Annotated in this window: 23 protein-coding genes; 14 read left to right on the plus strand and 9 right to left on the minus strand. The window is 45.1% G+C overall.

Annotated elements, in window-relative coordinates:
• The first annotated feature begins 149 nt into the window (after nt 1–149).
• The gene (locus BK126_RS25540; RefSeq protein ID WP_076315320.1) at nt 150–1,073 is read left to right on the plus strand and encodes an ATP-binding cassette domain-containing protein; all 924 of its coding nucleotides are present in this window, start codon (nt 150–152) and stop codon (nt 1,071–1,073) included.
• Complete coding sequence (locus BK126_RS25545; RefSeq protein WP_256703049.1) at nt 1,057–1,749, plus strand: ABC transporter permease; 693 nt, start codon at nt 1,057–1,059, stop codon at nt 1,747–1,749. Before BK126_RS25540 ends, BK126_RS25545 begins: the two co-directional genes overlap by 17 nt.
• Before the next feature lie 58 nt (nt 1,750–1,807).
• On the opposite strand, the gene BK126_RS25550 is transcribed toward BK126_RS25545, so the two are convergent.
• Together BK126_RS25550 and BK126_RS25555 are read right to left on the minus strand one after the other, a co-directional pair.
• On the minus strand, nt 1,808–2,695 hold the full coding sequence (locus BK126_RS25550; RefSeq protein ID WP_076315322.1) for a spermine/spermidine synthase domain-containing protein: 888 nt from the start codon (nt 2,693–2,695) through the stop codon (nt 1,808–1,810).
• Between the two features lie 82 nt (nt 2,696–2,777).
• On the minus strand, nt 2,778–3,587 hold the full coding sequence (locus BK126_RS25555; RefSeq protein WP_076315323.1) for a helix-turn-helix domain-containing protein: 810 nt from the start codon (nt 3,585–3,587) through the stop codon (nt 2,778–2,780).
• Nucleotides 3,588–3,838: 251 nt separating this feature from the next.
• On the opposite strand from BK126_RS25555, the gene BK126_RS25560 reads away from it, so the two are divergent.
• Together BK126_RS25560 and BK126_RS25565 are read left to right on the plus strand one after the other, a co-directional pair.
• On the plus strand, nt 3,839–4,618 hold the full coding sequence (locus BK126_RS25560) for a sugar phosphate isomerase/epimerase family protein (protein WP_076315324.1): 780 nt from the start codon (nt 3,839–3,841) through the stop codon (nt 4,616–4,618).
• A gap of 63 nt (nt 4,619–4,681) precedes the next feature.
• On the plus strand, nt 4,682–5,701 hold the full coding sequence (locus BK126_RS25565; protein WP_076315325.1) for a Gfo/Idh/MocA family protein: 1,020 nt from the start codon (nt 4,682–4,684) through the stop codon (nt 5,699–5,701).
• Between the two features lie 123 nt (nt 5,702–5,824).
• Here the strand turns inward: BK126_RS25565 and BK126_RS25570 are convergent, their stop codons facing one another.
• The 3 genes from BK126_RS25570 to BK126_RS25580 all read right to left on the minus strand — a co-directional run bounded on the left by BK126_RS25570 (nt 5,825) and on the right by BK126_RS25580 (nt 9,487).
• Nucleotides 5,825–7,270, minus strand: coding sequence for an SLC13 family permease (locus BK126_RS25570; RefSeq protein ID WP_076315326.1), 1,446 nt, complete (start codon nt 7,268–7,270; stop codon nt 5,825–5,827).
• Entirely contained in the window at nt 7,270–8,448 is a 1,179-nt protein-coding gene (locus BK126_RS25575) for a glycerate kinase family protein (protein ID WP_076315327.1), read from the minus strand. Before BK126_RS25575 ends, BK126_RS25570 begins: the two co-directional genes overlap by 1 nt.
• A gap of 268 nt (nt 8,449–8,716) precedes the next feature.
• A complete protein-coding gene (locus tag BK126_RS25580; protein WP_076315328.1) occupies nt 8,717–9,487 on the minus strand; it encodes an SDR family NAD(P)-dependent oxidoreductase in 771 nt (256 codons plus the stop codon).
• 171 nt (nt 9,488–9,658) lie between these two features.
• Between BK126_RS25580 and BK126_RS25585 the strand changes: the two genes are divergently transcribed.
• Nucleotides 9,659–10,246, plus strand: a complete 588-nt coding sequence (locus BK126_RS25585; protein WP_076315329.1) for a TetR/AcrR family transcriptional regulator — start codon at nt 9,659–9,661, stop codon at nt 10,244–10,246.
• A 121-nt stretch (nt 10,247–10,367) separates the two neighbouring features.
• Here BK126_RS25585 and BK126_RS25590 read toward each other — a convergent pair whose 3' ends face one another.
• On the minus strand, nt 10,368–11,291 hold the full coding sequence (locus BK126_RS25590; protein ID WP_076315330.1) for an ArsR/SmtB family transcription factor: 924 nt from the start codon (nt 11,289–11,291) through the stop codon (nt 10,368–10,370).
• 403 nt (nt 11,292–11,694) lie between these two features.
• Here BK126_RS25590 and BK126_RS25595 point away from each other — a divergent pair, with 403 nt between their 5' ends.
• From BK126_RS25595 to BK126_RS25610, 4 genes are all read left to right on the plus strand, one after another.
• Nucleotides 11,695–12,669: a glycoside hydrolase family 43 protein gene (locus BK126_RS25595; protein WP_076315331.1), complete on the plus strand. Its 975-nt coding sequence runs from the start codon at nt 11,695–11,697 to the stop codon at nt 12,667–12,669.
• A 268-nt stretch (nt 12,670–12,937) separates the two neighbouring features.
• Complete coding sequence (locus tag BK126_RS25600) at nt 12,938–14,179, plus strand: extracellular solute-binding protein (RefSeq protein ID WP_076315332.1); 1,242 nt, start codon at nt 12,938–12,940, stop codon at nt 14,177–14,179.
• Between the two features lie 137 nt (nt 14,180–14,316).
• Entirely contained in the window at nt 14,317–15,192 is an 876-nt protein-coding gene (locus BK126_RS25605; protein ID WP_076315333.1) for a carbohydrate ABC transporter permease, read from the plus strand.
• A 32-nt stretch (nt 15,193–15,224) separates the two neighbouring features.
• Nucleotides 15,225–16,070: a carbohydrate ABC transporter permease gene (locus BK126_RS25610; protein WP_076315334.1), complete on the plus strand. Its 846-nt coding sequence runs from the start codon at nt 15,225–15,227 to the stop codon at nt 16,068–16,070.
• A gap of 104 nt (nt 16,071–16,174) precedes the next feature.
• On the opposite strand, the gene BK126_RS25615 is transcribed toward BK126_RS25610, so the two are convergent.
• Both BK126_RS25615 and BK126_RS25620 read right to left on the minus strand, forming a co-directional pair.
• Nucleotides 16,175–16,534, minus strand: coding sequence for a hypothetical protein (locus BK126_RS25615; protein WP_076315335.1), 360 nt, complete (start codon nt 16,532–16,534; stop codon nt 16,175–16,177).
• Nucleotides 16,535–16,745: 211 nt separating this feature from the next.
• Complete coding sequence (locus BK126_RS25620; protein ID WP_076315336.1) at nt 16,746–18,455, minus strand: glycoside hydrolase family 13 protein; 1,710 nt, start codon at nt 18,453–18,455, stop codon at nt 16,746–16,748.
• Nucleotides 18,456–18,678: 223 nt separating this feature from the next.
• On the opposite strand from BK126_RS25620, the gene BK126_RS25625 reads away from it, so the two are divergent.
• Genes BK126_RS25625 through BK126_RS25645 form a run of 5 tightly spaced genes read left to right on the plus strand, consistent with a single transcriptional unit; the run spans nt 18,679 to nt 25,573 of the window.
• Nucleotides 18,679–20,394 (plus strand): spore germination protein, encoded by a 1,716-nt coding sequence (locus BK126_RS25625; protein WP_076315337.1) that lies wholly within the window; start codon nt 18,679–18,681, stop codon nt 20,392–20,394.
• Nucleotides 20,395–20,427: 33 nt separating this feature from the next.
• The gene (locus BK126_RS25630) at nt 20,428–21,552 is read left to right on the plus strand and encodes a GerAB/ArcD/ProY family transporter (protein WP_076315338.1); all 1,125 of its coding nucleotides are present in this window, start codon (nt 20,428–20,430) and stop codon (nt 21,550–21,552) included.
• On the plus strand, nt 21,536–22,726 hold the full coding sequence (locus BK126_RS25635; RefSeq protein WP_083656217.1) for a Ger(x)C family spore germination protein: 1,191 nt from the start codon (nt 21,536–21,538) through the stop codon (nt 22,724–22,726). The genes BK126_RS25630 and BK126_RS25635 overlap by 17 nt, the downstream gene beginning before the upstream one ends.
• A gap of 24 nt (nt 22,727–22,750) precedes the next feature.
• Nucleotides 22,751–24,340 (plus strand): spore germination protein, encoded by a 1,590-nt coding sequence (locus BK126_RS25640; protein WP_445321906.1) that lies wholly within the window; start codon nt 22,751–22,753, stop codon nt 24,338–24,340.
• 18 nt (nt 24,341–24,358) lie between these two features.
• Complete coding sequence (locus BK126_RS25645; RefSeq protein ID WP_076315339.1) at nt 24,359–25,573, plus strand: Ger(x)C family spore germination protein; 1,215 nt, start codon at nt 24,359–24,361, stop codon at nt 25,571–25,573.
• A gap of 19 nt (nt 25,574–25,592) precedes the next feature.
• On the opposite strand, the gene BK126_RS25650 is transcribed toward BK126_RS25645, so the two are convergent.
• Complete coding sequence (locus tag BK126_RS25650; protein WP_076315340.1) at nt 25,593–26,693, minus strand: GerAB/ArcD/ProY family transporter; 1,101 nt, start codon at nt 26,691–26,693, stop codon at nt 25,593–25,595.
• Nucleotides 26,694–26,736 lie beyond the last annotated feature (43 nt).

Below are 26,736 nucleotides of genomic sequence, written 5' to 3' on the forward strand. Positions count from 1 at the left end.
TGAGTACGAGAGAGATCATTTTACTCCATTGAACGACTCCTTTTTATGAAAATTAAGAAACAAGTAAGAAATGGGAAAGAAAAAAGCAAATGTGACTGATTATGATAGAAGTAAGAAGAGGGACGCAGAAATAGAGGAGGAAAGAGAAGATGGATGATGTGGTGATGACGGAACAGTTAACGAAGAAATCTCGTGACCGGCTGCTTGTATCAGGTGTGAACCTTCACATCCGAAGAGGTGAGATATACGGCTTTCTCGGACAAAACGGAGCAGGTAAAACAACGATCATGAAGATGCTGACCGGCATTATGCGACCTACCTCAGGTGAGATTATGTTATTTGGCAAAAAACTGACTTCGTCAGAGAAATCTGGACTGAAGCGGGTAGGAAGCATTATCGAGTACCCGATCTTCTTCGAGCACTTGACGGCGATGGACAATTTGCAGCTTCACTGTGAATACTTGGGCTTTTACGACAAAAAAGCAATACTGCAGGCGATCGATATGGTGCATCTAAATGGGCAGGAAGGAAAAATGGTCAGTGAATATTCGCTGGGGATGAAGCAGCGCCTGGGCATTGCAAGAGCAATGATCACCAAGCCGGAGCTCATTATTCTCGATGAGCCTACGAACGGACTTGACCCCATTGGGATTAAGGATATGAGGGATTTGATCCGCATGCTGAATAAGGAATATGGAATATCCTTTCTCCTGTCCAGTCATATTCTAGGGGAGATTGAACAGGTAGCAGATCGGATTGGCGTTATTAAAGGCGGCAGATTAGTTAACGAGGTGAATCTTGAAGACATTCGAAAGATGCAAACCAATTATATTGAAATTACGACGAAGGATGTGGACACGGCTGCCTTTTTGCTGGAGCATAAGCTCCAAATTAACAACATGAAGATAATGAATGATCGTCAGATACGGATCTATGATCAGCAGATCGCCCAAAGTGAGATTTCCAAAATGCTGATTCTGCATGACGTGGACATTGAGGCGATTCAGAAGCATCGTCATTCCCTGGAAGACTACTTTTATGGGCAAATTCATGGAGGTGGCAAAGTTGGTTAAGCTCATGGCACTGGAATGGAAGAAGCTGAAGCGCAAGATGGTGATCAGTGAGGTAGTCATCTATACGTTAGTGATCATGTTTATGCCGATGATATTTATAAGAACGCTGCCTGAATTTGGGCAGAGCTATGAAACCGTAATTACACTCATGATGTCGATTCAAATGGGGTTTATTCTGTTCGGAGCTTCACTCATTAATCAGGTAGTCATTGAGGAATACAAATATAAGACGATGTCTCTATCCTTTGGTTACCCCATAAGCCGGAGAAAGCTAATGCTGGCTAAGGTTCTGTTTATCGCGGCTTTCGTGTTTGTCTGCACGTTCGTGTCCTGTATCTTGTCTGGAGCAGCGACCTTCCTGCTCAATCAGAGCTTCCACTTTATTGACGGACAGCTCAGCTTATCGGATATTGCAGCCTATTTCAGTCGAAGTCTGATCCAATCGATTATTATCACCTTGGCTAGTCTCATTCCATTTTTTATCTTCGGTGTTTGGCTGAGAGCCACCATTCCCGCGGTTCTATGCGCCATATTTCTGATGCAATTTCAAAATTTCGGATTCCTGCTGGATATGGATCTTCATACAGATCTAGTGAACATCGTGTTATGTCTGCTCGGCTTGGGAAGTGTATATTTGGCGATTGCAACCGTAGATACCCGTATAGGGGAGATCTAACCGGCATTATAGATCAATAGCGATGATCTTCCAAATTGAAGATGATCGCTATTTTTCATCACAGGTAACATAATATGGATTTTTCAATCCAATAGGAGAACACCGTTTCTGGGCTATGCTGCTCATAACTCTTCATCCGCAAGTAGAGCTCCGCTCCATCGGACACATCATGCCATAAATCCGTAAAGACATAATCATATGCACCGGAGGACAGCTCGCGCTCCGCATACTCGAATGCATCCGCTTGAATGATGTGAATCTTATGTCCTTGAGCAAACTGAGGCAGAATATGCTTCTTGAACAGTCTAATGACATGCTCATTCGCTTCGACGATGGTGACGCTGCTCACGTTATCTTTTATGGATACCATATAAGCGTAATAGCCGAGACCAAGACCGAAGGTCAGCACATGGCCAAAGGCCGCTTCAACCGGCTCCTTCATCGTTTCGATCTCATTCGGCGTAATGGTCATCCAGATCCGGTCATTTTCGAGAACGGCAGGGAACCTGAATTCCTCATCGAAAAAGCCGATCTGCGGCAGCTGCCTTCCCTCCTCCGTACGAATGATGTCATTGCATACAAAGCCTTCATAAGGCTTGTATCGCTCATATTTTAACCGGCTGTTCCCGATCTGGACGTTAGGGATCTCAATATTCTTATAGTAGGGATTATTGTCGTATTCGCTCACATCCAGCTTATGCGTCATGCGCGTAAAATACTGGTCAAACAGCTCTTTATGATAAGCATGCTCGTTAATATCAAGTCCGAACGCTCCTGCCAAAATCACGTTAAAGGCATATACTTCAGTAACACCATACGCCGTAATTTCCTGAATCTCCTCTGTAGTGATAAGATCCGGTGCTTGATTCAGATAATGGCTGAGCAAGGCAAAGACGGTTCGGTTATCCTCTTCAATTTGAGCCCTCGTTTCTTTATCTCGTTTCATATGCGCTCCTCTTCAAATGGAATTCATTAATTTATTTATCGAATGAGTATTTCGTCTTCTAAGTCATTCATCTACAGAATAGTTAAAGCGGTGAATCAACGATTTGGTTACGGTACTCTACAGGGGATAGGCCGAAATGGGCGCGGAATACCCGGTGAAAATAAGAATAGCTGGCAAAGCCGCATATTTCGGCAATATGCTCCAGCGTCATCTCGTTGCTGTATTTAATTTGTTCCACGGCTGCCTTCAGCCGGATCTCAATAGCGTATTGAATCATGGTTTTTCCATAATGCGCTTTGAATAAACGAACGGCACTCGATAGACTGAGACCCGCGTAGCTTGCTGCTTCCTCCAGCTTGAAGGTGGTTGTCGCATGCTCCTCGATGAATCGCCTTAGCTTTAGCGTAGAGGTTCCTTTGAGTCCAGTCTGTACATTCTCAGAGATCGCTCTGTCGATGTATAGGCATAAGCCGCGAAGCAGGACATCCTCCAGCTCCGTGTTCTCCTCTAATGAACCCCGTCGTCTTTCTAGGAGCAGATTGCGCCATAGTCCGATAAGCTTCTCATCCAGGCCAACCTGGCTGACCGCAGGACGGGATCTTCTTCTGTGCCACCAGTCATCAATCCAGGGTCCCTGGCAGAACAGATAATAGTCTCCGCTGGATAAACGACCTTCGTTTGCCGGCTCTTCTACGACAAGATGATAGTCATCTCCCGGCTTCAGCAGCAGAAGGTCACCAGTGGTGAGCGTGTGCTCTTGACCCAGTGAATACACTTTGCAGCTTCCTTCCGTTTGCAGCCGAAAGAGATAGTGGGGCAATCCGCTTTTTGTATTTTGAATGAATGGCTTGTAATGGTAGGAATAATCACATAGGAGCAGGGTCGTATCCACTGGAATTCTATGCCTCCTGTCAAAATAATGAGCAAATAGTTCATGTTATGATCATATTGGATATGTTCATTTTAGCCCAATTCGACTTACAATGTAACTAGTTCGATTCAAACGGATGACGGTGACCCGGATTTACGAAAGGGTTTTAGTAAACATCCTTGGTTGGATGCGAACCATTCTAAAACTTAGCGATTTAGTGCATATGCAGATGTTTAAGTTAGTTATCCTACTACAGAAAGAGGTAATAGATCATGAGAAAGATCAATATCGGGCTACAGCTGTACACACTTCGTGATGAAACCGCAGCAGATTTCAAAGGAACACTTAAGAAAGTAGCTGACCTTGGATACGAAGGTGTTGAATTTGCCGGTTATGGTGACATTCCTGCAGAAGAAATGAAAGCGCTTTTGGACGATCTCGGTCTTAAGGGCTTCAGCAGTCATGTGTCCCTTCATGCGATGCGTGCTGACCTGCAGAAGGAGATTGATTATCTCAAAACCATCGGTGCTGAGTATATGATATGCCCATTCCTCATGCCGGAGGACCGCCCGGAAACGGCGGAAGGCTGGACAGCATTGTTCACTGAGCTTGAGCAGATTGGTAAAGAGGCTCGTAAGCAAGGCTTGATCTTCGGATATCATAATCATGATTTCGAATTCCATGGCACGGTTGGAGACAGCAATGCCTTTGATGCCATGTTCGCCGAGACTTCCCCTGAGGCGGTTCAAGTTGAGATGGACGTATGCTGGGTACAATTCGCAGGTCAAGATCCAATCGAGTACATTGGTAAATATACAGACCGCCTGCCATTGCTGCATCTGAAGGATTTCTCCAAGGACGAGCAGGGTCAAATGAAGACTCTTGAGCTGGGACAAGGCTCTGTTAATCTGCCAGCTGTTATTGAAGCAGCGGATCAAGCAGGAGTAGAGTGGTTGATTGTAGAACAGGATGTATGTCAGAACCCACCGCTTCAGAGCATTGAGAACAGCTACAATTGGGTAAAAGAGAACTATCTTAGTAAATTGAGCTAATTGCTCAATTCTGTCTTTTCAATCAACTACTAAACTTACTAAATTCACTAAAGGAGATCCAACATGACAAAAATCAAAGTTGCCGTATTCGGCTGTGGTGCTATTGCTGAGCGTAGACATATTCCAGAGTATGCGGCGAATGAACAAGTAGAGCTCGTTGCATTTGCAGATCCGATTATTGAGCGTGCAGAGAAAATGGCAGAGACTTACGGCGGTAAAGGCTATGCGAGCTATGAAGAGCTGCTTGCAAATGAAGAAGTGGATGCGGTAAGCGTCTGCACACCGAACTATCTGCATGCTTCTATGGCGATTGCAGCAGCTAATGCTGGCAAACATGTGCTTGTCGAGAAACCGATGGCTTGCACAGCTGAAGAAGGCGAGCAAATGATTGAAGCGGCGAAGAAGAATGGTGTGTTCCTGATGGTAGGACACAACCAGCGTCTCATGCCGCCTCACGTGAAGGCCAAGGAACTGCTTGAGTCCGGTAAGCTTGGTAAAGTCCTTACTTTCCGTACTTCTTTTGGTCATCCAGGTCCGGAAGCATGGAGTGTAGACGGTGCTGGCAGCTGGTTCTTCCGTAAGGAAGAAGCAATTATGGGCGCGATGGGCGACCTGGGCGTACACAAATCAGACTTTATTCGTTACCTGTTGAACGATGAGGTATCCGAAGTTGCCGGCTTTATCAGCACATTGCATAAGGAAGGCACGGAAGTGGACGACAACGCTACCTGTATCCTGCGTATGAAGAGCGGAGCGGTTGGCACATTGGTAGCCAGCTGGACCCAGTACAAGGGCGGGGACAACAGTACCGTATTGTGGTGCGAGAACGGCGTGATGAAGATCGGAACAGTTAACGGTGATGAGGTTATTGTTGAACTGACCAATGGGACGGTTGAGACGTACAAAGTTGGTGCCATGGCTACGAATGAAAAACAAGTACCAAGTGGTGTTATCGATGCCTTTGTTGAATCCATCGTTACCAATACGCCGCCTTCTATCTCTGGAGAAGAAGGACTGAAATCTCTGAATGTTATTCTGGCAGCGTTTGAATCGCAGAAGACAGGTCAGATTATCAAGCTGTAACTGAATTAATGTAGTAATCTAAGACTCCTGCAGTTAAACCTGCAGGAGTTTTTTGTTGTCCCATCTTAGCTAGGTAACTTCACCATAAAGGCGGCAAGAGCTTTTTCACAACAGATCTTCGTGCTATAGACTCAGTCCAGTCCACTGCCAATACGTAAAGTAAAACAGCATCATGATCAGAATATAGATCGGCATGAGGAACAGACTGATTCTCAAGAGCTGACGAGCATCGTAGGAAGCTTCATTTTCCTCGTAAAATAAGAGGAGTGCCTTCGAGCTTACAGGAAAGGTAACGCAGTAGTTCAGACCAACGAGACTTAGAAAAACCGTCGCTGCCGGATTCAGCCCCATACTCTCACTAAATAGCAGCAGGCTGGGAATGAAGACGATCGCACGTGTCGTATGAGATGTAATGTACAAGTGACTTGTGACAGTGATCAGGAGGATCATAAGAACGATGAGCCACTCTGGAGCTTCTGCAAACAGATGGAGAGAGTTCATCATCCGGTGCTCAAGCCAGGTAATAACTCCGGTATCCATTAGGACCTGTCCGAGTGCAGTGGCGCAAGCAACAAACAATATCAAGCTTAAGGAGACGGATTTCATTCCTTCCTTCCAGCCTATAACTCCGTATTTTGGCATCATAACGAACAGTGCGCCAGCCATCGTAACAAAGGTGATATCGAAGCCGTGAATGCTCTCCGTTATCCAGCCGATGATTAAGAGGGGAATGAGGATCAGCATCTTTTTTTCTTTATCATTTAAAGGCAGTACCGTCTTGTCATAATCCTCTTGAGTCTGCTGACTTGGATTCTCTTCTTGAATGATATGCTTCGGCCACAGAACCCACTCAATAATACACACCGTACAGGCTGTAATGACAAGGGTAAATGGAACTCCCCAGACAAACCACTGAGTGTAGGATATCGACTGACCTGTGGTGCTCTCCAGCAAACCGATTCCAATGAGATGAGAGCCTGCTCCAATCAGCGTAGCGGAGGTGCTCATTAATATAACAACAGGTGCCAGGATAGTGAGTACTTTTTGTTCAATCTTAGAAAAGGGGCCTCCCAGCTGCTGAAGAATCGGCAGGGATAGCGCTGCTCTTCCTGACGTCGAAGGTATGAAGAACGCAGTGGCTGCAAGGAGGGAGCTTAATCCGTACAGAACAGCGGACTTATTTCTGGATCGTTTCAATAAAACGTTAGTCCATCTTGCCGTAATACCTGAGTCCTTCGCTGCTGCGCCAATAATAAAGGAGCCGACCATGAGCCACACGACTTCTTCTGCAAGTGAATGGTACAGTAGTTCGGGTTCAGCTGCATTTAATAAAATGATAAACATGGTATGAGACAGGGCGATAAATCCAGCAGGTATCTTGGTCGTGATCCATAGGATCATGGCAGACAAGAAGGTGAATAGAGCAGCCTTTCCTTCGTAACCCAGGTCGTTCATATACAGGAGGAGAATCAGCATAATCAGGTGTGTAATACAGACGACAAATGACTTAGGTGATGCTTGGATCAAGGCGATCGTGCTCGTGAGCTTACGCTCTATAATAGAAATCATCACCTGCCTCGTTCACGATATTTTTTGTGGGCAATCCCTAAGCCAATCGTAACCTGTCTTAGTACACATTCTGTGCTGTCCTCGATCCATTTTGGTGCTTTTCTCATGGCCTCTTCCATCGATACAGGTCTTGGAATAATGCTGCTGTAGGCGTCTATTCCCGCCTGATAATTAAGGGCTGCTCCCTTGCCGATCGTCCCAGTGAGGGCGATGACGGGAATGTTATTCTTCTTGGCGATTCGGGCTACTTCTGAAGGGATCTTACCATTTGGCGTTTGGAAATCAAGACTGCCTTCTGCCGTCAGCACGACATCTGCATGTGCAATTTTTTCTTCGATCTGGATATAGTCCTTGATAATACTGAATCGGGGGTGAAGTCGTGCACCCGTAAATGCAAGCAGTCCTGCCCCTAATCCTCCTGAGGCGCCTCCACCGGGAATTTGACGAACATCCGTCTCTACAGCTTCTTGAATGAGACAAGCATAATGCTCAAGAGCAGCGGATAGGATATCGATCTGTTCAGGAGTCGCGCCTTTCTGAGGTCCGAACACCCGGGCAACGCCCTGATCTCCGCACAGGATATTATTCCAATTACAGGCGACATCGATTGATACGTCATGAATTCTAGCATCCAGGGCAGAGGTGGATATCGAGCTTACCTTTAACAAGTCTTCTCCGCCATGAACATGGATCACTTCACCCGCTTTATCCAAGAACTGTACACCGAGTGCCTCGGCCATACCCGCTCCTCCATCTGAGGTACCCGAGTCTCCGCAGCCTATGAGGATATGGTCCACGTTCAGATCGAGTGCGCCACGGATTAGCTCACCTACACCATACGTCGTCGTCTTCAAGGGATTGCGCTGTGTACGTGGAACCAGCCGTAACCCGCAGACTGCAGCCATCTCTATGACAGCTGTCCGTTTACCGTTTTGCTCATATACCCCAAAATAGCTGTCGATCCGCTCACCTACAGGACCGGTTACATTTTGCGTTATTAGTTCCCCTCCTTTCAGATTGACAATTGTTTTTGCAAAACCTTCACCTCCATCAATCATAGGGATTACGTCCATTTGAATCGAAGGGTCGAATCGCTTAACTCCGCGCTTCATGGCGCTCGCGACCTCTTCGGCATCAAGACACTCCTTAAAGCCCGACGGTACAATGACAATTTTCATTTGTAATTCCTCCAATGAAGAACATTTTTGTACTTCAGGATTTATGTAAAATCCTTGTTAAATAATGTACATTTCGTAAATGAGAGAACCATGAGAGGAGCATTAGAAATGAGATAGAAAAGGGAAGTAAGATGAGAAGAGGGTCATTACAACTGCTGATTACCATCATTTTATTTTGCCGAAGATCGGGTTAGAGTTTGGTATACTAAGTATTTGGGAACAAAAAAAAGAACCGAAGAAAATCTCTTCGGTCCTCTGTACATGAAGATTAACGGGAGGTATACCCTGCATCCGCGTGAATGGTTGTACCCGTAATATAGGAAGCAGCATCAGATGCCAGCCATAGACTCGCCTGAGCAATTTCACCTGGTTGTCCAAAACGGTTAAGCAAGCTCAGCTGAGGCGCATATTCTTCTTCAGTGAACCCGAATTGTTCTAATGCACCGCGAAGCATAGGAGTATCGATTGCACCGGGGGCTACCGAGTTTACACGGATATTTTGAGCGCCATATTCCAGTGCAGCGACTTTGGTCATGCCGACAACTCCGTGCTTGGCTGCAACGTAAGCAATGTTGTTCGGTTGAGGACGGTAACCGCTTACGGATGAAATGTTGATGATGGAACCGCCATTCCCTTGTTTGACAAGCTGCTGCAGTTCATACTTCATGCATAGAGCAGCGCCTTTAAGGTCGACGGCCATTAACCGATCCCAATAAGCTTCATCAAATTCAGCCGCCGGCTTGTCGTCAGGTGTTAGTGCTGCGTTGTTGACTGCAACATCTAGCTTGCCATAAGTATCAACTGTAAACTTGACCATGGCTTGTACTTGCTCCGAATTGGAAACGTCAACTTTGACGAAGGCTGCTTCGCCGCCGTCTGCTATGATGGACTCGGCTACTGCACGTCCTTTTTCTTCGTTAAAATCTGCAATGACGACCTTTGCTTTGGCTTCAGCAAATAGTCTGGCCGTGGCTTCGCCCATGCCCATAGCGGCGCCTGTGACGATGGCTACTTTACCTTCTAATACAGGGAATGTCATATATATGCCTCCTAGTAATCGCTTTATCTTCTCTTCGTCTTCACTATATATGGAGAAATTGTGACTATCAATGAACAGTCATTCCTAGTGTGTTTGTTACTGTACAAATCCATACCATTTGTATAGTGTGATTTTCAAATCATGTATTTATAAGAACCGAGGTGCCATACCATGACGGGAATAGATAAGCGTGTCCAGCGCTCGAAGGATGCGATCAAACAAACTTGTCTGGACCTATTGTTCCACAAACCGTTTGACCAGATTACAATTTCTGAAATTGTGCGTATTGCAAATTATAATCGAGGAACCTTTTACGCTAATTTCGAAACGAAGGAAGATCTGCTTGAGGAAATCATTCAGGATGTCCTTGATGAGATGGTTCATCAGATAAGGCACCCTTACAAATCCGATATAAAAGTGAATCTCAATGAAATGCAAACCGAGGATATTACCTTGTTCTCGTACTTCAAAAACAATGCAAAGCTATATAAAATGCTGCTGAGTGACCATATCCGGGTGGATTTTCGTTATCGTATGGCGAAGGCCATCGAGGAGCTGTTTATTATGGAGTATAGTTATGAGCTGGAAGAAGGTGCTCACGTGGATCTGAAGTGGTTATACATTTTCCGGGCACACGGTATAGCTGGTTTAATTATTCGCTGGATCGAAGAGGGGTTCAAGGAATCTCCGGAGTATATGTCTGAGCAGATTGTGGAGCTGATGCTTGTATCGACCAAGACCTTTTATGTAAAAAAGTAAATGAATGTTATCTGACATCGTGCAGATGGGAGAAGGCATAAAAAAGACATCGAGCTTTGCATGATCATTGCAAAGTCTATCGATGTCTTTCTGCTTGGTAGAGAAGCGGTTCTACAATTTATTATTCCGGTTTCTCGGTATTCGTGGTGTAGTACAGGCGGAAGATGATGTCTTGATTATGATTACCGAAGCCGGAGCCAAACAGTGTCACACCGCCAATATGCTCAGCATCTTCTTTGACAGCAATGCGGAAGGACCAATAGCTGTTGCGAATGCCAATATCATCAATCGTGACATCCGACAACTTGATGCCATCCATGAATGTGCCTTCTTTTTTAATAATGAGATGCTTCAGTAAACCGTACTGATTGACACTCTCAAACCACCAAGGCGGGTTCAACTTGCCTTTGCCCCCGAAATCTCCAGGGCTTGTCCACATCCCTACCTCAACACCATTTACAATGAACGTAATATCCGATGGCCAGTGATTATTGGTAAGCGGAGCTTCAGAAGAAATCTCCATTGAGATTTCCAGTTCTTCCGGAACCTCATCACCCATCAGATAGTTTGGAATTTTATACTCGACATAACCTTGTCCGAACCACAATATTTTGGCATTGAGACGATCCGGATCGAGAAAATAGCGTGGATCATCAAAGATTCCGATGACGGAGTCCCGGGTGCAAATTCCACAGGTAGGCTGGATCTGTACATCAGTAAAGTGACCAATGGATACTTCGGTTTTGCGAATCTCTCTTGGAATGACATCCTTGATCGGGAATGCGATTTCAAGATTGTCCATGCTGAGGGAGCATACCTTCTGGGCAGCGCCGCCTTTACCAGGAGCCATCGTTGATTCAATGATTCCGGCCTTCTCCAATTTCTTTACATGCATAGTCATGATGGCACTGCTAAGCCCTAGCGCTTCTGCCAATTCCTTAATGTTCATTGATTTCTGTGACAGGAGATGAACGATTTGAATTCGTACATTACTAGAGATCGCCTCAAATATATGCAAATTCTGTTCAGCTAATTCAATTCTCAATGTTATTCCTCCGAACGGCGATGATTTATTAATGTATATGTAAATCATACATGTAGAACTTTATAATATATGATTCTCCGCACGTTCACAAGGTATTATTCAACTAATGGAGAGAAGATAACCTGCTGTCAATGCGATGAAAGTAAGGATTACTTGCGCTAAAGCAGCTGTTTGTCCAGCAGTTAAATGGAATAAAAAGAATGAGACTGCTGAATGCACGGAGATATACAAACTGTTTTCTAAGTAGAAATCAAGAAAAGATTAAGTTATATGTAAATGAATAATGAAAATGTAATTGACAGAAGGAAAAATTCATTCTAATATTTAGGTGAATTAATGAATGTATTTATGAATTAATAAACAATTGTGTAAATCAATTCGATGAGACAGGAGATTGACATCCATGGGAAATGAAATTCAATTTGTTAACCCTATTATACCTCAACGGGCTGATCCTTGGGTATACAAACATTCAGATGGCTATTATTATTTTACAGGCTCCGTTCCCGAATATGACAGAATCGAAGTTCGCAGAGCGAAGACGATTCAGGAGCTGGGAGAGGCCGAGCCGGTTGTAGTATGGCGCAAATATGATGAGGGCATGATGAGCGCAAATATATGGGCTCCCGAAATTCACTTCATAGATAATAAGTGGTATATCTACTTTGCTGCAGCCAGAACAACAGAGACAGTAGAAGGTCTGTTCGATCATCGGATGTTTGTCTTGGAGAACGCTTCAGAGAATCCTTTAGAAGGCGAATGGACAGAGAAGGGCCAGATCAAGACCAAGTGGGAATCCTTTGCACTGGATGCTACGTCTTTTGAGCACAAAGGTAAGCGCTATCTCGTGTGGGCTCAGAAGGACCCTGATATTGTCGGCAACTCCAATCTTTATATTGCTCAGATGGAGAATCCATGGACTCTTAAAGGAGAACAGGTTATGATTGCCGAGCCGACTCATGATTGGGAGAAGATCGGATTCCTAGTAAATGAAGGAGCTGCGGTGATACATAGAAATGGCAGAATTATCATCTCCTTCTCAGCGAGTGCTACAGACCATAATTATGCTATGGGATTGATCTATGCAGATGAAGACAGCGATCTTCTGTCTCCAGACAGCTGGACTAAGCTGCCTGATCCTGTGTTTGTTACGAATGAAGAGACAGGACAATACGGACCGGGGCATAACAGCTTCACTGTTTCTCCGGATGGGTCTCAGGATATCATTATTTATCATGCAAGAAACTATAAAGAGGTTGAAGGGGATCCTTTGTACGATCCGAACCGTCATGCACGCGCCCAAGTATTCGGCTGGAACGAAGACGGGCTTCCGGACTTTGGTGTTCCTGTTCCCGATGGTGGAGTAGTAAGCCGCTAAACCAGCGGCTTACAAATAAATTTGCGCGGTTTGGATAAAAGTGGTTGACAATGAAAGCGCTATGAATTATGATATGTTTACAAAAACATTAATGATTAATGTAAATATTATTAATGTTTTTCATGCCTGTACGGGAGCACTCCTAGGCAAGCTCCTCCACAGCAGATCAGCAAGTCTGAAAGTTAAAGTAAAAGGCAGCCCATGATTTAAATCTTTGAATACGGTTTCATGAAAACATTGATTTTGAAAAGCACTGGGGGGTTCTTAAATGAATCGTAAAAAAGGTCTTTTGACAATTGTTTCTATGCTCCTGTTGGTTATCGTACTTGCTGGCTGCAGCAGTGACGATAAGAACACCATTACTTTTTGGACACCGCTGACTGGTGAAGACGGGGCTTATATGGATCAGCTCGTGAAAGAATATAATGCGACTGAGCCAGAAATGAAAGTGAAGCATGTAATTACCTCTGACATGTATACGAAATTATCCACAGTAATTAACTCCGGTAAAGGGATTCCAGATTTGGCGATTATCCATGCTGACCGCGTACCTGGATATGTGAAGCAGAATGTACTTGAGCCGATGACAGGCATCCTGTCCGCGCAGCCTGAAATTAACGAAAGCAACTACCTGCCTCAAGCATGGTCAACAGGTACGATCGATGGAACACAATACACAGTACCTCTGGATATCCACGCTAACGTAATGTACTACAATAAGGATTTGCTTGCGAAGTACGGTGCAGAATCCTTCCTTGATGATAACAATGTAACAGTAGAAGAAATCCTGTCTCTTCAAGGGAAAATGGAAGAAGGAGATTATGTCGTCAATGATGCACTTCTGGGATGGGCTATGCTTGGACAACTGCAGAACTTAGGCGGCGATGTACAACAAGATGGTCAGCCAGCAATAAATACACCTGAGATGAAGCAAGCGTATGAATCCGTTAAGCAAATTGCAGATGCAGGTCTGATGACTCCATTTGGTGAAGATGGTTACCTAATGTTCCAGTCCGGCAACGTTCTCTTCTCCACAGATGGAACATGGAGCTCGACTGCTCACGCAGGTGTGGAAGGCTTGAACTTCGGTGTAACGAACGTATACTCTGTAAGCCCTGATAAATTTACAAATCGTTCTTCTTCCCACTTGTTCGCGATGCTGACTAACGAAGCTAGAACAGATGAGAAGGAAGCAGGAATCGGCAGCTTCCTGGAGTTCATTCGCCAGAACTCCATTGAGTGGGCCAAAGCAGGACAGATCGTAGCAAGTAAGCAAGTATTTGAAAGTCCTGAATACCAAGATTATATGCAATCCTTCTTTACAACAGATGAGAAGCAAATTGAATCTCTGTACATCTACACCTATGAATATTATCCGTATGTAGCTGAAGTCGTTGATAAGTATTCTAATGATATCATTCGAGGCGCTGCAGATATGGATGAAACCCTACAGACGATGCAAAAAGAAGTTGAAGATAAAATTGCTCAAGGCAGCACCGGGGCTCAGTAATACAGAATCAAAAGAAGAATATATAGATGAACTGAAGATGACTCAGGGTTCAACATTCATCTTTAGTACATCGATTTAGTACAAAGTAATGTGCCATTTATGGCACATTACTTTTCCAAAAGGAGAATTGAAAGGCTATGAAGAAGAGATCCTTTGCCCCTGTTTTCTTTGTTGGGCCCCATCTTATACTATTTCTAATATTTATTCTGATACCGACGATCTACGGTATTTATGCTTCATTTACTCAGTGGAATTTAATCAATGACCCGGTTTGGGTTGGTCTTGATAACTATAAAACGATTCTTTTTGATAGTGAATCTACATTTAATTATCAGTTTTATAATGGTTTGAAGAATACACTGCTGTTTGTTCTTTTAAGTGTTCCAATCTTGATCGTAATCCCTCTGATGATTGCTGTGGCACTGGAGCATAAAAAAGTGAAATTGAAGGGAACTATTCAATCGATCATTTATATTCCAGGCCTCATTTCTATTTCTGCAGCTGCGCTGATCTGGTCTCTAATATTCAATAAGCAGTTAGGGGTTACAGGTAATGTATTCGGATCGGAGACGGTCTGGGCCACAACTCAGCCATACGCTTGGATTATTATCATCGTCATTACGGTTTGGGGCGGAGTTGGAGGTAACATGATTATCTACCGTGCCTCTATTAATGGTGTTTCCAAGGATTTGTACGAAGCTGCTGAGATGGACGGGGCAGGTTCTATTCGTAGATTTTTCAGCATAACGTTGCCGTCTATTCGTTTCCCGCTCATTTATACCTTTGTTATGACAACTGCCGGCTCCTTTAACGTATTTGGTCAGCCGCTCATGATGACTGACGGCGGACCGCAGCAGAGCACACACGTACTTATGATGTACATCAGACAACTCGCATTCGGTTCAGGTGAATCCTTGGCTGGTATGGCATCTGCTATGGCAGTGCTGCTGGGTCTCGTTATTTTGGTTATTTCGGCATTGCAATATTATGTAATGAACCGAAATGCGAACTAGGAAGTGGATACGGAAGGGGCAGATGGTTCAAAATGAAAAAGAAAATCAATATTTCGAAATATATATCGTACCTATTTCTTATAGCGATTTGTGTCATTTGGGCGATTCCTGTTCTATTTGGGATTACGACATCGTTTCGTTCCCAGACGGAAGTGGTTTCGACCGGCTTCAGATTGCTGCCGGTTGACTGGGACTTCAATAACTATGTGACCATATTGGAGAATACGTCTACTGCTCCGATCTTGCGCTGGTTAATGAACTCTTTATTTATTGCGATTTCGCACACAGCACTCGTTATTGTCATTATCTCGATCACAGGTTATGGCTATACACGCATGAACTTTAAGGGAAGGGACGCCTTGTTCTTTACCTTGCTCGGGATTTCGTTCTTCCCAGCGGTCGTAAACCTGATTCCTTCTTACAAGATCATTGAAACGCTTGGCTGGGTAAATACCGCATGGGCCATGATTATTCCCGGTCTTGCGGGGATGGGAAATATATTCCTGGTAAGACAATTTATGAAGGGTATTCCAAATGACCTGGATGAATCCGCACGCGTGGATGGAGCAGGTGATTTTAGAATCTACTTCTCCGTCATTCTGCCATTAGTTAAACCGGTATTGGTCGTTTGCGGCTTGTTCTCATTCATTGGTTCCTGGAATGACTTCCTATGGCCAGTTATCGTATATACGGATGTTGAGAAAATGCCGATTACTGCGGGCTTGCTCTTGCTTCAAGATATTTATGGTAACTATCGCTTGATTGGACAACTCATGGGATCTGCAATGCTTGCGATCATTCCTACACTCATCTTGTTTATCTTTGCACAGAAATACTTTATGCAGTCCATTAACCTGAACTCAGGTATTAAAGGTTGATCGAGAAGACTGCTGTATAGGACACTGTTCAAGTCCGATTCAAAGTCCAAGCGAAAAGAAGCTTTCTCCATAACGGAGAAGGCTTCTTTTCGCTTGATCTATTATTATCCCAGATAGATATCTCTTGGAGCACATTCTTTTATCGTCTTCTGGTTAACCCGGAGCTCCTCGATGTAGGAGTCAATAATATGCCCTAATTTCTTTACAATTTCTTTCTTGGTTTGATGTATGTAATCCTCAGAACAGAACGCCGAGCAGACGATGGTTCCATTCGCATAAGATTTAGTATCCATGGTGATCGTATTTAGTTTCTCCTTATATAATCTTTTGACAGGTCCGTTCTCTTCCCGGATTTCGTAATAACGGTTTGTCTCAATAAGCAGCTTCCAGGGAATCACAAGCAGTTTGAATTGATCTTTTTTTAACTCAGCAGATATTTTATAGATTTGAATAGGTGTGCTCATCGTGGATTAAAACCTCCTTATATCGAAACAAGACCCTTTTTATTTCATTTGCATATTAAGATCTATTAATATGGAAATTATATCATCTTGAAGGATCATATCCCAATGTAATATATGGTAATCTACGGTTTTCTATATGAGCTGTTGAAACGTCGAAAGCAGCCCAATCCGAAAACTAAGAGCTGCTCTCTTATTCATCAAATAGAGGGAATCAGTGAAGTGAAGGTGCCAGCACAATAGCCTCATACGGCTTAAGAACACCACTCTTGAGATCAATCATTTCATTAGGTTCTTTGTAATTCCCTATAAGTAGGCGGGGATCCGCGAGTCGTTCTATATCATTCGAATCAAGGGAGTAAGCTGCTTCTTCCTCTGAGAAGTTAAGCAGAACGAGCCAAGTCTGATCCTCAAATAAACGCAGATACGCAAAAACTTGAGGATGATCGGTTAGAATTGCCTTATACTCTCCGTAGGTGAGTGCAGCATGGTTTTTACGAATATTAATAAGCTGTCGATAATAATTTAATACGGAATAGGGATCTGAGTCCTGTTCCTTGACATTAACCTCCTTGTAATTCGGGTTTACTGGAAGCCAAGGCTCTCCCGTAGTAAATCCAGCATGAATGCTCTCGTCCCACTGCATAGGGGTCCGTGCGTGATCTCTTGCTTTTCTTCGAATTCGCTGCATAATCTTCTCTTCATCTTCTCCTCGTTCATTGACCATGACATCGTAATAGGCAATTGCCTGCTGTTCTTTGATATCATCAATCGAATGAAGCTTAGGATTGTTAGTCATCCCGAGCTCATCACCTTGCAGCATAAAAGGGGTTCCTTTTAACGTATGCAGCATGGTACCGATCAATTTGGCGGATTGAATCCTGTATTTACCGGGATGACCAAAGGAATTAACCAGCCGGGGCTGATCGTGATTGCTGAAGTAAAGACCAAACCATCCGCCTGGGTCGCCCACGTTATTTTGCCATTTCTGCATGACCTCCCGCAGCTCATCAAGCGTCCATTCCTTTTGTTGAAATTCATCCTCCGGAAGATTACCGAGCGTAGTGGCTTCAGGAGAGATCACCATGGACAATTCTCTGCGATCCGGGTGTGTGTAGTCGAGTACATCCTGCTCACTGATATAGGACATTTCACCTGCAGTGAAGATATCGTAATGAGAGAACACTTTTTCATGCATTTCCTGCAAATAATCGTGAATATTTGGTCCATTCTTAATGAAGGGCTCACCGTTCGATTGCAGTCTGGTCAGATCCGAATCAGGGAAAGTCTGATCCTTCGAGATCGCATTCACTGCATCGATACGAAATCCGTCAATGCCTTTATCCAGCCAGAACCGCATCATCTTATACATGCTTTCGCGCAGATCAGGATTGTCCCAATTCAGATCCGGCTGAGTCGAGTTATAGAGGTGCATGTAATATTCCTCATTCTCCTCATCAAAGGTCCAGGCAGACTTGCCAAGATAAGAGGTCCAGTTGTTAGGAGGGCCGCCGTCTGCTCCGGCAGGTCTCCAAATGTAGTAATTCCGGTAACGACTATGCTTGTCAGAGCGTGATTCTCTGAACCAGGGATGCTGATCGGAAGTATGGTTTAAGACCAGATCCATGAGAAGTCCCATCTCTCTGTTGTGAACCTCCTCCAGCAGCAGATCAAAATCACTCATCGTTCCGTATTCAGGCTGGATCGCATAATAGTCGGTAATGTCATAGCCATGATCAATGTCCGGCGATTTGTAAATGGGATTCAGCCAAAGGGCGGTTACTCCTAAACTCTGCAAATAATCCAGCTTGGAAATAATTCCAGGCAGATCTCCGATCCCATCCCCGTTACTATCTTTAAAGCTGCGCGGATAAATTTCATATATGATGTTTTGCTTCCAGGCTTTTTTGTACTTGATATGCATGAAATACCCCTTTCCAATTCAATTGAGTATTGCATAGAGTTAATACCCGAAAATGAACAGGGAAAATCGTCAATGGTACGCCGGCAGATTTGTAAGCAATGGCTGGTCTTTTGGATGGATGTCTAGAGTGAGCGTCATCTTCCAATTAAAGAATGATTATGAGGGTTTGGGGTTAAAATACAATCGATCCTATACAATCCATCACAGCAGGGAGTTTTTTAAATTGTGGGAAACCCTATTGTCCTATTTCCCAGACGGGGGAATATGGATTCAGGCGGCTGTCGTATTCGTCCTTCCCGTTGTAATGATGAAGGCTGCTGCTGACCTTAACCGTAAAGTGAAAGCAACGAACCGGAGCAAGAAGGCGAACAACTCCTCCGGGCAAGTAAGCAGCTCTCCCGAACAAGACAACAGTTCTGGTCAGGGCAAAGAAGCTGATCAGACGCAGGAATCCAGTCAGCAGCTTACAGGGGACTACAATTCGGATATTCAGCTTATACAAAAGAGCATCGGTAACAATGCTGACGTGCATATCAGGGAATTTGTCATTAAGGGCTTGAACAATCGTGCTGCCATTATCTATGTAGACGGTCTGACGGATCCTGATCTGATCAACACTCATGTCCTTTCCCCGCTGATGAGGGATGGGATACCCCAAACGGAAGCAGAGAGACTTCATTCGAGTGAGGATTTGGAAAAATATTTGCAGCAAAAGCAGCTTCCGGTCATAGGAATGATGGAATCCAAACAGCTCGGTGTAACCATAGAAAAGATGCTGTCAGGTTATGCGGGATTGCTTGTTGACGGAGCCTGCGGCGTAATGATTGTGGGTTCACCCAAAGGCAAGCAGCGAAGCGCTGAGGAGCCTTTGTCAGAGGCACTGCTTCGAGGTCCGAGAGTCGGCTTTACAGAGAAATTGAATGAGAATACAGCACTCTTGCGGCTGCATGGCCGAAACAGCAGTCTCCAAATTACCCAGCTCGAAGTAGGAAATCGTGTGAAGAAGGATATAGTCATCGCTTATATGAACGATATTGCTGATTCCCAGCTGGTAGAAGAAGTTCAGAAACGAATCGAACAAATCAGCATTGATGACCCGCTCGAATCGGGGTATATTGAGCAGCTGATTGAAGACAACTGGCTCAGCCCCTTTCAACAGACCCAAAATACGGAAAGGCCGGACAGAGTCATTGGTGCCCTATTGGAGGGACGTGTCGCTATTCTTCTGGATGGAACTCCATTTGCCTTAATCGTTCCAGTATCCTTCAGTATGCTGCTGCAGTCGCCGGAGGATTATTATGAACGCTGGGTTTGGGGAACTTTTATCAGGCTCGTTCGCTATTTGGCTGCTCTTATCGCTTTGCTTGGACCTGCGATGTATATCTCTTTTATATCGTTTCATCCGGGGCTTATTCCTACCAAGCTGGCACTCACCATTATTAATACCAGGGCTGGTGTTCCCTTTCCTTCGATCATTGAAGCGCTGATCATGGAGGTCGCTATTGAGATTCTAAGAGAAGCAGGAATACGACTGCCCAAACCGGTCGGACCCGCGATGGGTATCGTAGGCGGTCTTATTATCGGGGAAGCAGCCGTTCAGGCCGGCATTGTCAGTCCGTTTCTGGTCATTGTCGTAGCAGTAACAGCGATATCCTCCTTCTCTATTCCGATGTATAGCGCCGGCATTATCATCCGAGTGCTCCGGTTTGGAGCCATGTTCAGCGCAGCTTTGTTTGGACTATTTGGGGTGATCATGTTCTTTTTGCTGCTGTGCAGTCATCTTGTAAAACTCAAGAGCTTTGGTGTTCCATATACCGCCCCGGTAATCTCCTACAAGCCATCTGACTGGAAGGACTTTATCGTTCGAGCTCCCATGTTCATGATGAGCAAGAGGCCCAGCACGACGAGGGGCAAGGACCGGGATCGCATGAAATCATAAACTTTGGCAAATAGAAAAGAGTGATGGCCTACAATGAGCAGCAATCTGAATAAGGCACAAGATCAAATAACAACGACCCAGGCATCGGTTATTGTAATCAACTACATGCTTGGGGCCGGCATCCTGACGATGCCAAGGACGATGGCCAAGGCGGTCGGAACACCGGATGTCTGGATTTCAGTTCTCTTGTCAAGCGTAATCACCTTTGCTGCAGGCATCATTATAGCGCGTTTATGCATGAGATTTCCCGGGAAGACCGTGTTTCAGTTCACGCGCGAGATCACGGGGAAATGGATTGCCTATATCATCTGTTTTTGCATTATCAGCTACTTTATCACTATTTCTGCCTTTGAAATTCGGGTGATGGCGGAGGTAACACGTCTATATCTGCTGGAAGCAACCCCTGTATGGGCCTATGTAATGATATTTATGTGGGTAGGATTCTACCTGGTGATTGGCGGTATTAATCCGATTGCTCGGCTGTATGAGATCATCCTGCCCATTACACTGGTCATATTTGTCGTCATCATCCTGCTTAGTGTCCACTTGTTCGATATCAACAACCTAAGACCTGTACTTGGAATGGGAATCATGCCGGTCATTAAGGGGATCAAGCCCTCATTGCTTTCATTTACCGGATTTGAAGCCATGTTAGTCGTCGCGGCCTATATGAAGCATCCAAATAAGGGAGTAAAAGCAGTCGTTTATGGCATATCAGTACCGCTGGTCGTATACTTGATTACCGTCATTATGGTCATTGGCGGCTTGTCGCTGGATGGCACTTTAACCAAAACCTGGCCCACGCTTGATCTGCTGCGCAGTTTTGAAACCGAAGGTCTTATCTTTGAGAGGTTCGAATCACTACTGCTCGTTATTTGGATCATGCAGATTTTCTCTACGTTTACCATTACACATTATGCTGCCTCCCTTGGCGGTGCCCAGCTGTTTAAAGGTCGTAAAATTACACCTTTTCTACTGCTGCTTTTGCCCGTCAACTATATCATCGCGATGCTGCCGAAGGACATTAATGAAACGTTCATCCTTGGTGATATTCTGGGCAATTTCTCACTGGTGCTGTTCTGCGGACTTCCGTTAATGCTTCTCATCATAAGTCTCATACGAAAGAAAGGAGGGAAGCGAAGTGAACAACCTGCGTAAAACATTCAAGCTGATGGCCATATTTATCCTGACCGTCTGCTTGTCGGGCTGCTGGAGCAGCCGGGAGATCGAGGATTTGAGAGTATACGTTGGGGTCGGACTGGATGTGGCGGATGAAACGAAATTTGAAGAAGAGGTCAACAAGCGCGGAGGACATTATCCTAAGAAGAATGTGATAACAGCTACGGTGCAAATTGTGCCGGGAACGAAATCTCAGACATCTCAGGGACAGAGCGGCCAGGCAGGTGAATCCTACCTTAACGAAAGACTCACGGGAGATTCCCTGCTGCAAATATTCAGGCAATTCTCGCTAAGAAGAGATCGCCCTCTCATCGGCCATCATTTGAAAGTTATCGTCATCTCTAGTGAATTGGCAACGAAATATAGCTTGGAGCAGCTGCTAGATTTTATATTGCGTGATAATGATATCCGGCCCAGTGCCCTAGTCTTGATCAGCCAGCAGAAAGCCATCGATGTGCTGAGTGCCAGTCAGCCAGGTGAAGTTCCAGCCTTTAATTTGAGAGGCCTGGTCCGCAATCGGCAGCGTACGAACCGGATTCTGCCTGCTGTTTCACTTGGGAAGCTGGAAGGATTAATGCAGTCCAGACAAAGCTTTGTATTGCAGAATGTCATCATGGCAGAGAATGAATTGAAATTTGTCGGCGGTGCGCTTTTTGAAGGGGATACGAATAAATATATTGGCAGACTGAATCAAGTAGATATTGAAGCCATTTCCTGGATAGAAGGGAGCCCGGGCGGGTTGCTGAAGACTTATTCGAACAAAGGCGATACGATCGTATATGAGATTGCTTCAATTAGCAGCAAGATTACGCCTAAGCTGGAAGGAGACGAGCTCTCTATTCATCTTGATGTGAGATCAAAGGGAAGATTGATTGAGGATTGGAGTTATCCCGAGGAGCCCACTGATTCAGAATACATTGCAGAGCAGGAAAAGAAATTCAATGAAACTGTAAAAAATGAAATCAAAGTACTGCTGGACAAGCTGCAGCATACATATCATGCCGATGTAGTCGGTTTTGGTAAGGAAGTCCGTATTAAATACCCGGGATATTACAACAAGGTAAAGGAACGATGGGATGAAGTCTTTAGCGAAATTCCTGTCACTTACGATGTGGATTTGGAGATTGTGGATTACGGATCGACACTGGAATGACGAGAAGGAGTGAAGAGGATGAATCTGCTGAAGAAGCTGGTACGAAGGGTCATTTTAGGGAAGGGGTCTCAACACCAACAGCAAACAGGTGCTTCAGATAATACACAAGGGGATAGTTCATCTTATACTCATCAAAAGCTGGAGAGGGAGCTGTTCACGAACGAACAACAGCTTCGCCAGTCCTTCTCCCAATGCTCTGATGTAGTGTTTCGGAAGATTCCTCTTCCGAATATGAGTGAGATCCTAATTGTATTTATTGATGGATTGGTTGATACGAAGATGATCGATGAGAGTGTCTTAAATCCAATCATCCTTGGCGGCTCGAAGGAAGGGGGGGAGGCATCGAACCCGGAACAGCTGATCCTCACCCAGCGAATTCCTGCGTCAAATATGAAGAAGGCAGTCAGCTTTACGGAAGTGGAGAAAGGACTGCTGAGCGGGAATGCCGCCATTTTGGTGGACAAGGTACCTTCAGCACTCATGATTGATATGAAGGGAGGAGCAAGCCGAAGCATTGAAGAGCCGACCTCGGAAGGGGGCATTCGGGGCCCGAGAGAAGGGTTTACGGAAATGCTGAGACAAAATACGGCCATGGTACGGCGCAAGATAAAGAGCCCTAAGCTCAAAATGGAGTCCTTGGTCATCGGTGAATATACACAGACGGATATCGTGATCTCCTACATAGAAGGCATTGCGGAGGAGGCCGTGCTGCAGGAAGTCAGAAGCAGGCTAAAGGATATCCAGATCGACGCCATTCTTGAATCAGGTTATGTAGAGGAGTTTATTCAGGATGCGCCATATTCGCCTTTCTCTACGGTTCAGAATACAGAGAGACCGGACACCGTGGCGGCAAGTCTTCTGGAAGGAAGAGTCGCTATCTTTATAGATGGCACACCGTTTGTGCTAATCGTTCCGTTTACCTTTTGGGCCGGCGTGCAGGCAGCAGAGGACTTCTACAATCCTTATCTGTACGCCACGGCTACCCGGCTTATCCGAATTATCTTCTTGATGGCTTCTCTGTTTCTCCCTTCCGTCTTTATTGCGATTGTCAATTTCCATCCGCAGATGCTGCCGACGAGCCTTGCACTCAGCTTTACCCAGGCGAGAGAGGCTTCTCCATTTCCCATGGTGATCGAGGCCTTCATTATGGAAGGCGTATTTGAGGGGCTTAGGGAAGCAGGGATTCGTCTGCCGAAGGCGATCGGATCAGCGGTCAGCATCGTCGGTGCGCTCGTTATCGGTCAAGCTGCCGTTCAGGCGGGCATCATATCTGCCCCTATTGTTATCGTCGTGGCCGGTACAGGAATTGCCTCCTTTACCGCGCCTCGCTACAATGTCGGGTATGCCTTTCGGATGCTGCGCTTCCCACTTCTTCTCTGTGCGGGGGTGTTCGGATTGTTCGGCATAACCATCGGCACGTTGGCAATTCTGCTTCATATGGTTAGTCTTCGCTCCTTTGGTGTCCCTTATATGAGCCCATTGGCACCGGTTGCTTCGGTGAATATGCAGGATATGATATGGCGCAATCCACACTGGGCGATGAATAAAAGACCGAATCTTATTGGATCTCGGAACCCGACACGTACTCCAAAGGGTCAGAAGCCCAAACCATAAGCTAGGAGGCAAATTGATATGAGATTAGCATTTAGATGGTCCGCGGTCCTTACGATGCTCATATTGTTAACAGGATGCTGGGACAGCAGAGAGCTGAATGACCAGGCATTTGCTTTGGGTGGAGGCGTAGACTATATCCCGGAGAAGGGGTATAAGGTTACCAACCAGTTCGCGCTGATCTCAGGGGGAGGTGCGGAAGGGGGAGACAAGCAGCAGGACTATACAGAAGAAGGAGAACCCAAGAGCACCATTTACGAAGCTTCCAGCTTTGTCCAGAATAAAGTGTCCCGCATTATTAACAGAGGACATCGAAGGACACTGGTAATGGGTGAAGAGCTTGCCAAGATTGGTGTGAAGGATGTTATTGATATTTATAGCCGATATCCGGAAACGCCACTTCGGTCAGATATATTTGTTGTAAAGGGAGGTCTTGCGTCTGATTTTCTGAAGAGCAAAACTCCGTATGGAAATCAGGCCGTTAGAGAGTATTACAAGCTGCATCAATCGCATCGCGAAGTGGCAGATATTACGTTTCTTAATTTGCTCCGATCCGTAAATTCCGACTCCATGGGGGGAGCTGTTCTTCCTGCGGTCGAAAAAGTTGCGGATGCCGAAGGGAAAAAGGAAAAGACAGTGATGCCCTATCAATACATCGGCAATGCGGTGTTTGATAATCAAATGAAGCTAAGAGGATATTTGGACAACAAAGAGGTTGGGTACTTAATGTGGTTTCTCATGAGAGAACGAAGCGTTTCGGTTACGGATTTGACCAGTGACATCGGCGGTGAGGGAGCGATAAGTACAGAGATTAGAAATTTGAAGAGTAAATATCGTCCCAGCTTCGAAAATGACCATGTAGCGATGCATTTCATATTGACAGGGGATGCTCATTTAAATGAGAATAATTCTGGACTTGATCTGTATAATGCCGAAGTCATCCGGCGGATGGAGCGTGAAATTGCGGATGAGATCGTCAAGGATGAACAGCGGGTCATTCGCAAAATACAGAAGGAGTTCAGAGCCGATGTTTTAAATGTTGGAGATTATTTATTTCGCAACCATCCCGGAGAGTGGCGGAAGCTGCAGCCGCGCTGGGAAGAGATTTTTCCTGAGATGAAGATTGATGTAGAAGCACATGTTACCATTAAGAGCTTTGGCGTTACCGGTGCTTCTCCCCAGTTAAAAGAAGAGGAAGTGAAGCAGAAGGGAATCGGAAGCGAGAATGCTTCATAAATAAACATGAAATCGGCCCTTAGCGGGCCGATTTTATTTTATGTCGGATCAGGCTGACGATGAAGAGCAGAAGTGGAAGTCCAATATATAGAGGGATCCAAACATAAGGCGTAACAACCTGAAAACTGACTACACTTATATGCTCCGTCACATTGTTATCCAGTGACATGCCGAGAATAATGATCACAAGTATCGCCGGCAGAATAAGCCTGCGGCCCTTCTTGAGACGCAGCAGGAATTGAATTCCTGTCAGCGCAGCATACATTTTGATGACCAGTTTAAAATACGCTGTGCTGATCATAGTCACAACTGCAAAAGGATTTAGATTCGTAATAAAGCCCTGAATGTTGACCATGCCTGACAGGGAGTAAAAAGGGTAGACCAGACGTTGAAACAACACATCACCAAACACCGTAATTGAGTAAATATCCAGCAGCAGGATCAGAAAGAAGACAAATGCAGTAGAAAATAAAGTCGCCTTCCATACCTTGCTTTTCTTATCCGTCATCACCCATATCATGGCGAGGGCAATACTTTCTCCATAAGTTTGCGTAATGCCTTGAAGAATCGTTGTCTTAAAAACAGGGTCCCATCCCTTCCACAAGACAGGCTTCAGCAATTCCCAGTTGATAATGTCGGAGAACAGAAGGAAGATCAGTTCAAGGAAAAACAGACCCAGTAAGATGGGAAGCAGAATCTGTCCGAGCCTGGAGATGTTTTCTATGCCAAGGATCAACCCATATAGGGCGAGTGCGCTGAACACAAGGATAAGTACGATAGGAGGTGTGTTCGGCAGGATTGTAGCCGGCACCAGATCTCTCAAATCACCGATAATACGAGCGGCATCCAGTAGAAATACACAGGGATACAGCAGAGCGATCGGAATCCCGATCCATTTGCCGAATTGGCAGGGGAACCATTCAACCAGTGTCAGTCCGGGGTTAAGCTGCATAATCCCCAGATACATGGCAATAAGTATGATCCCGATCAGAAAAGAGAGTACGGTAACAATCCAGGCATCTCTCCCAACTGTCGCTTCAAAGGCATAGATGATGGTTGTGCCGAACTGAAACAGAAATGTAATGGAGAACAACTGGTATCCTGAGATTTTAGTCTTCATGTGGTAAGCTCCAGACTTCAAATATATATTTCTATTATGTACA

Source organism: Paenibacillus sp. FSL H7-0326 (assembly GCF_001955535.1).
Lineage (GTDB): Bacteria > Bacillota > Bacilli > Paenibacillales > Paenibacillaceae > Paenibacillus > Paenibacillus shunpengii.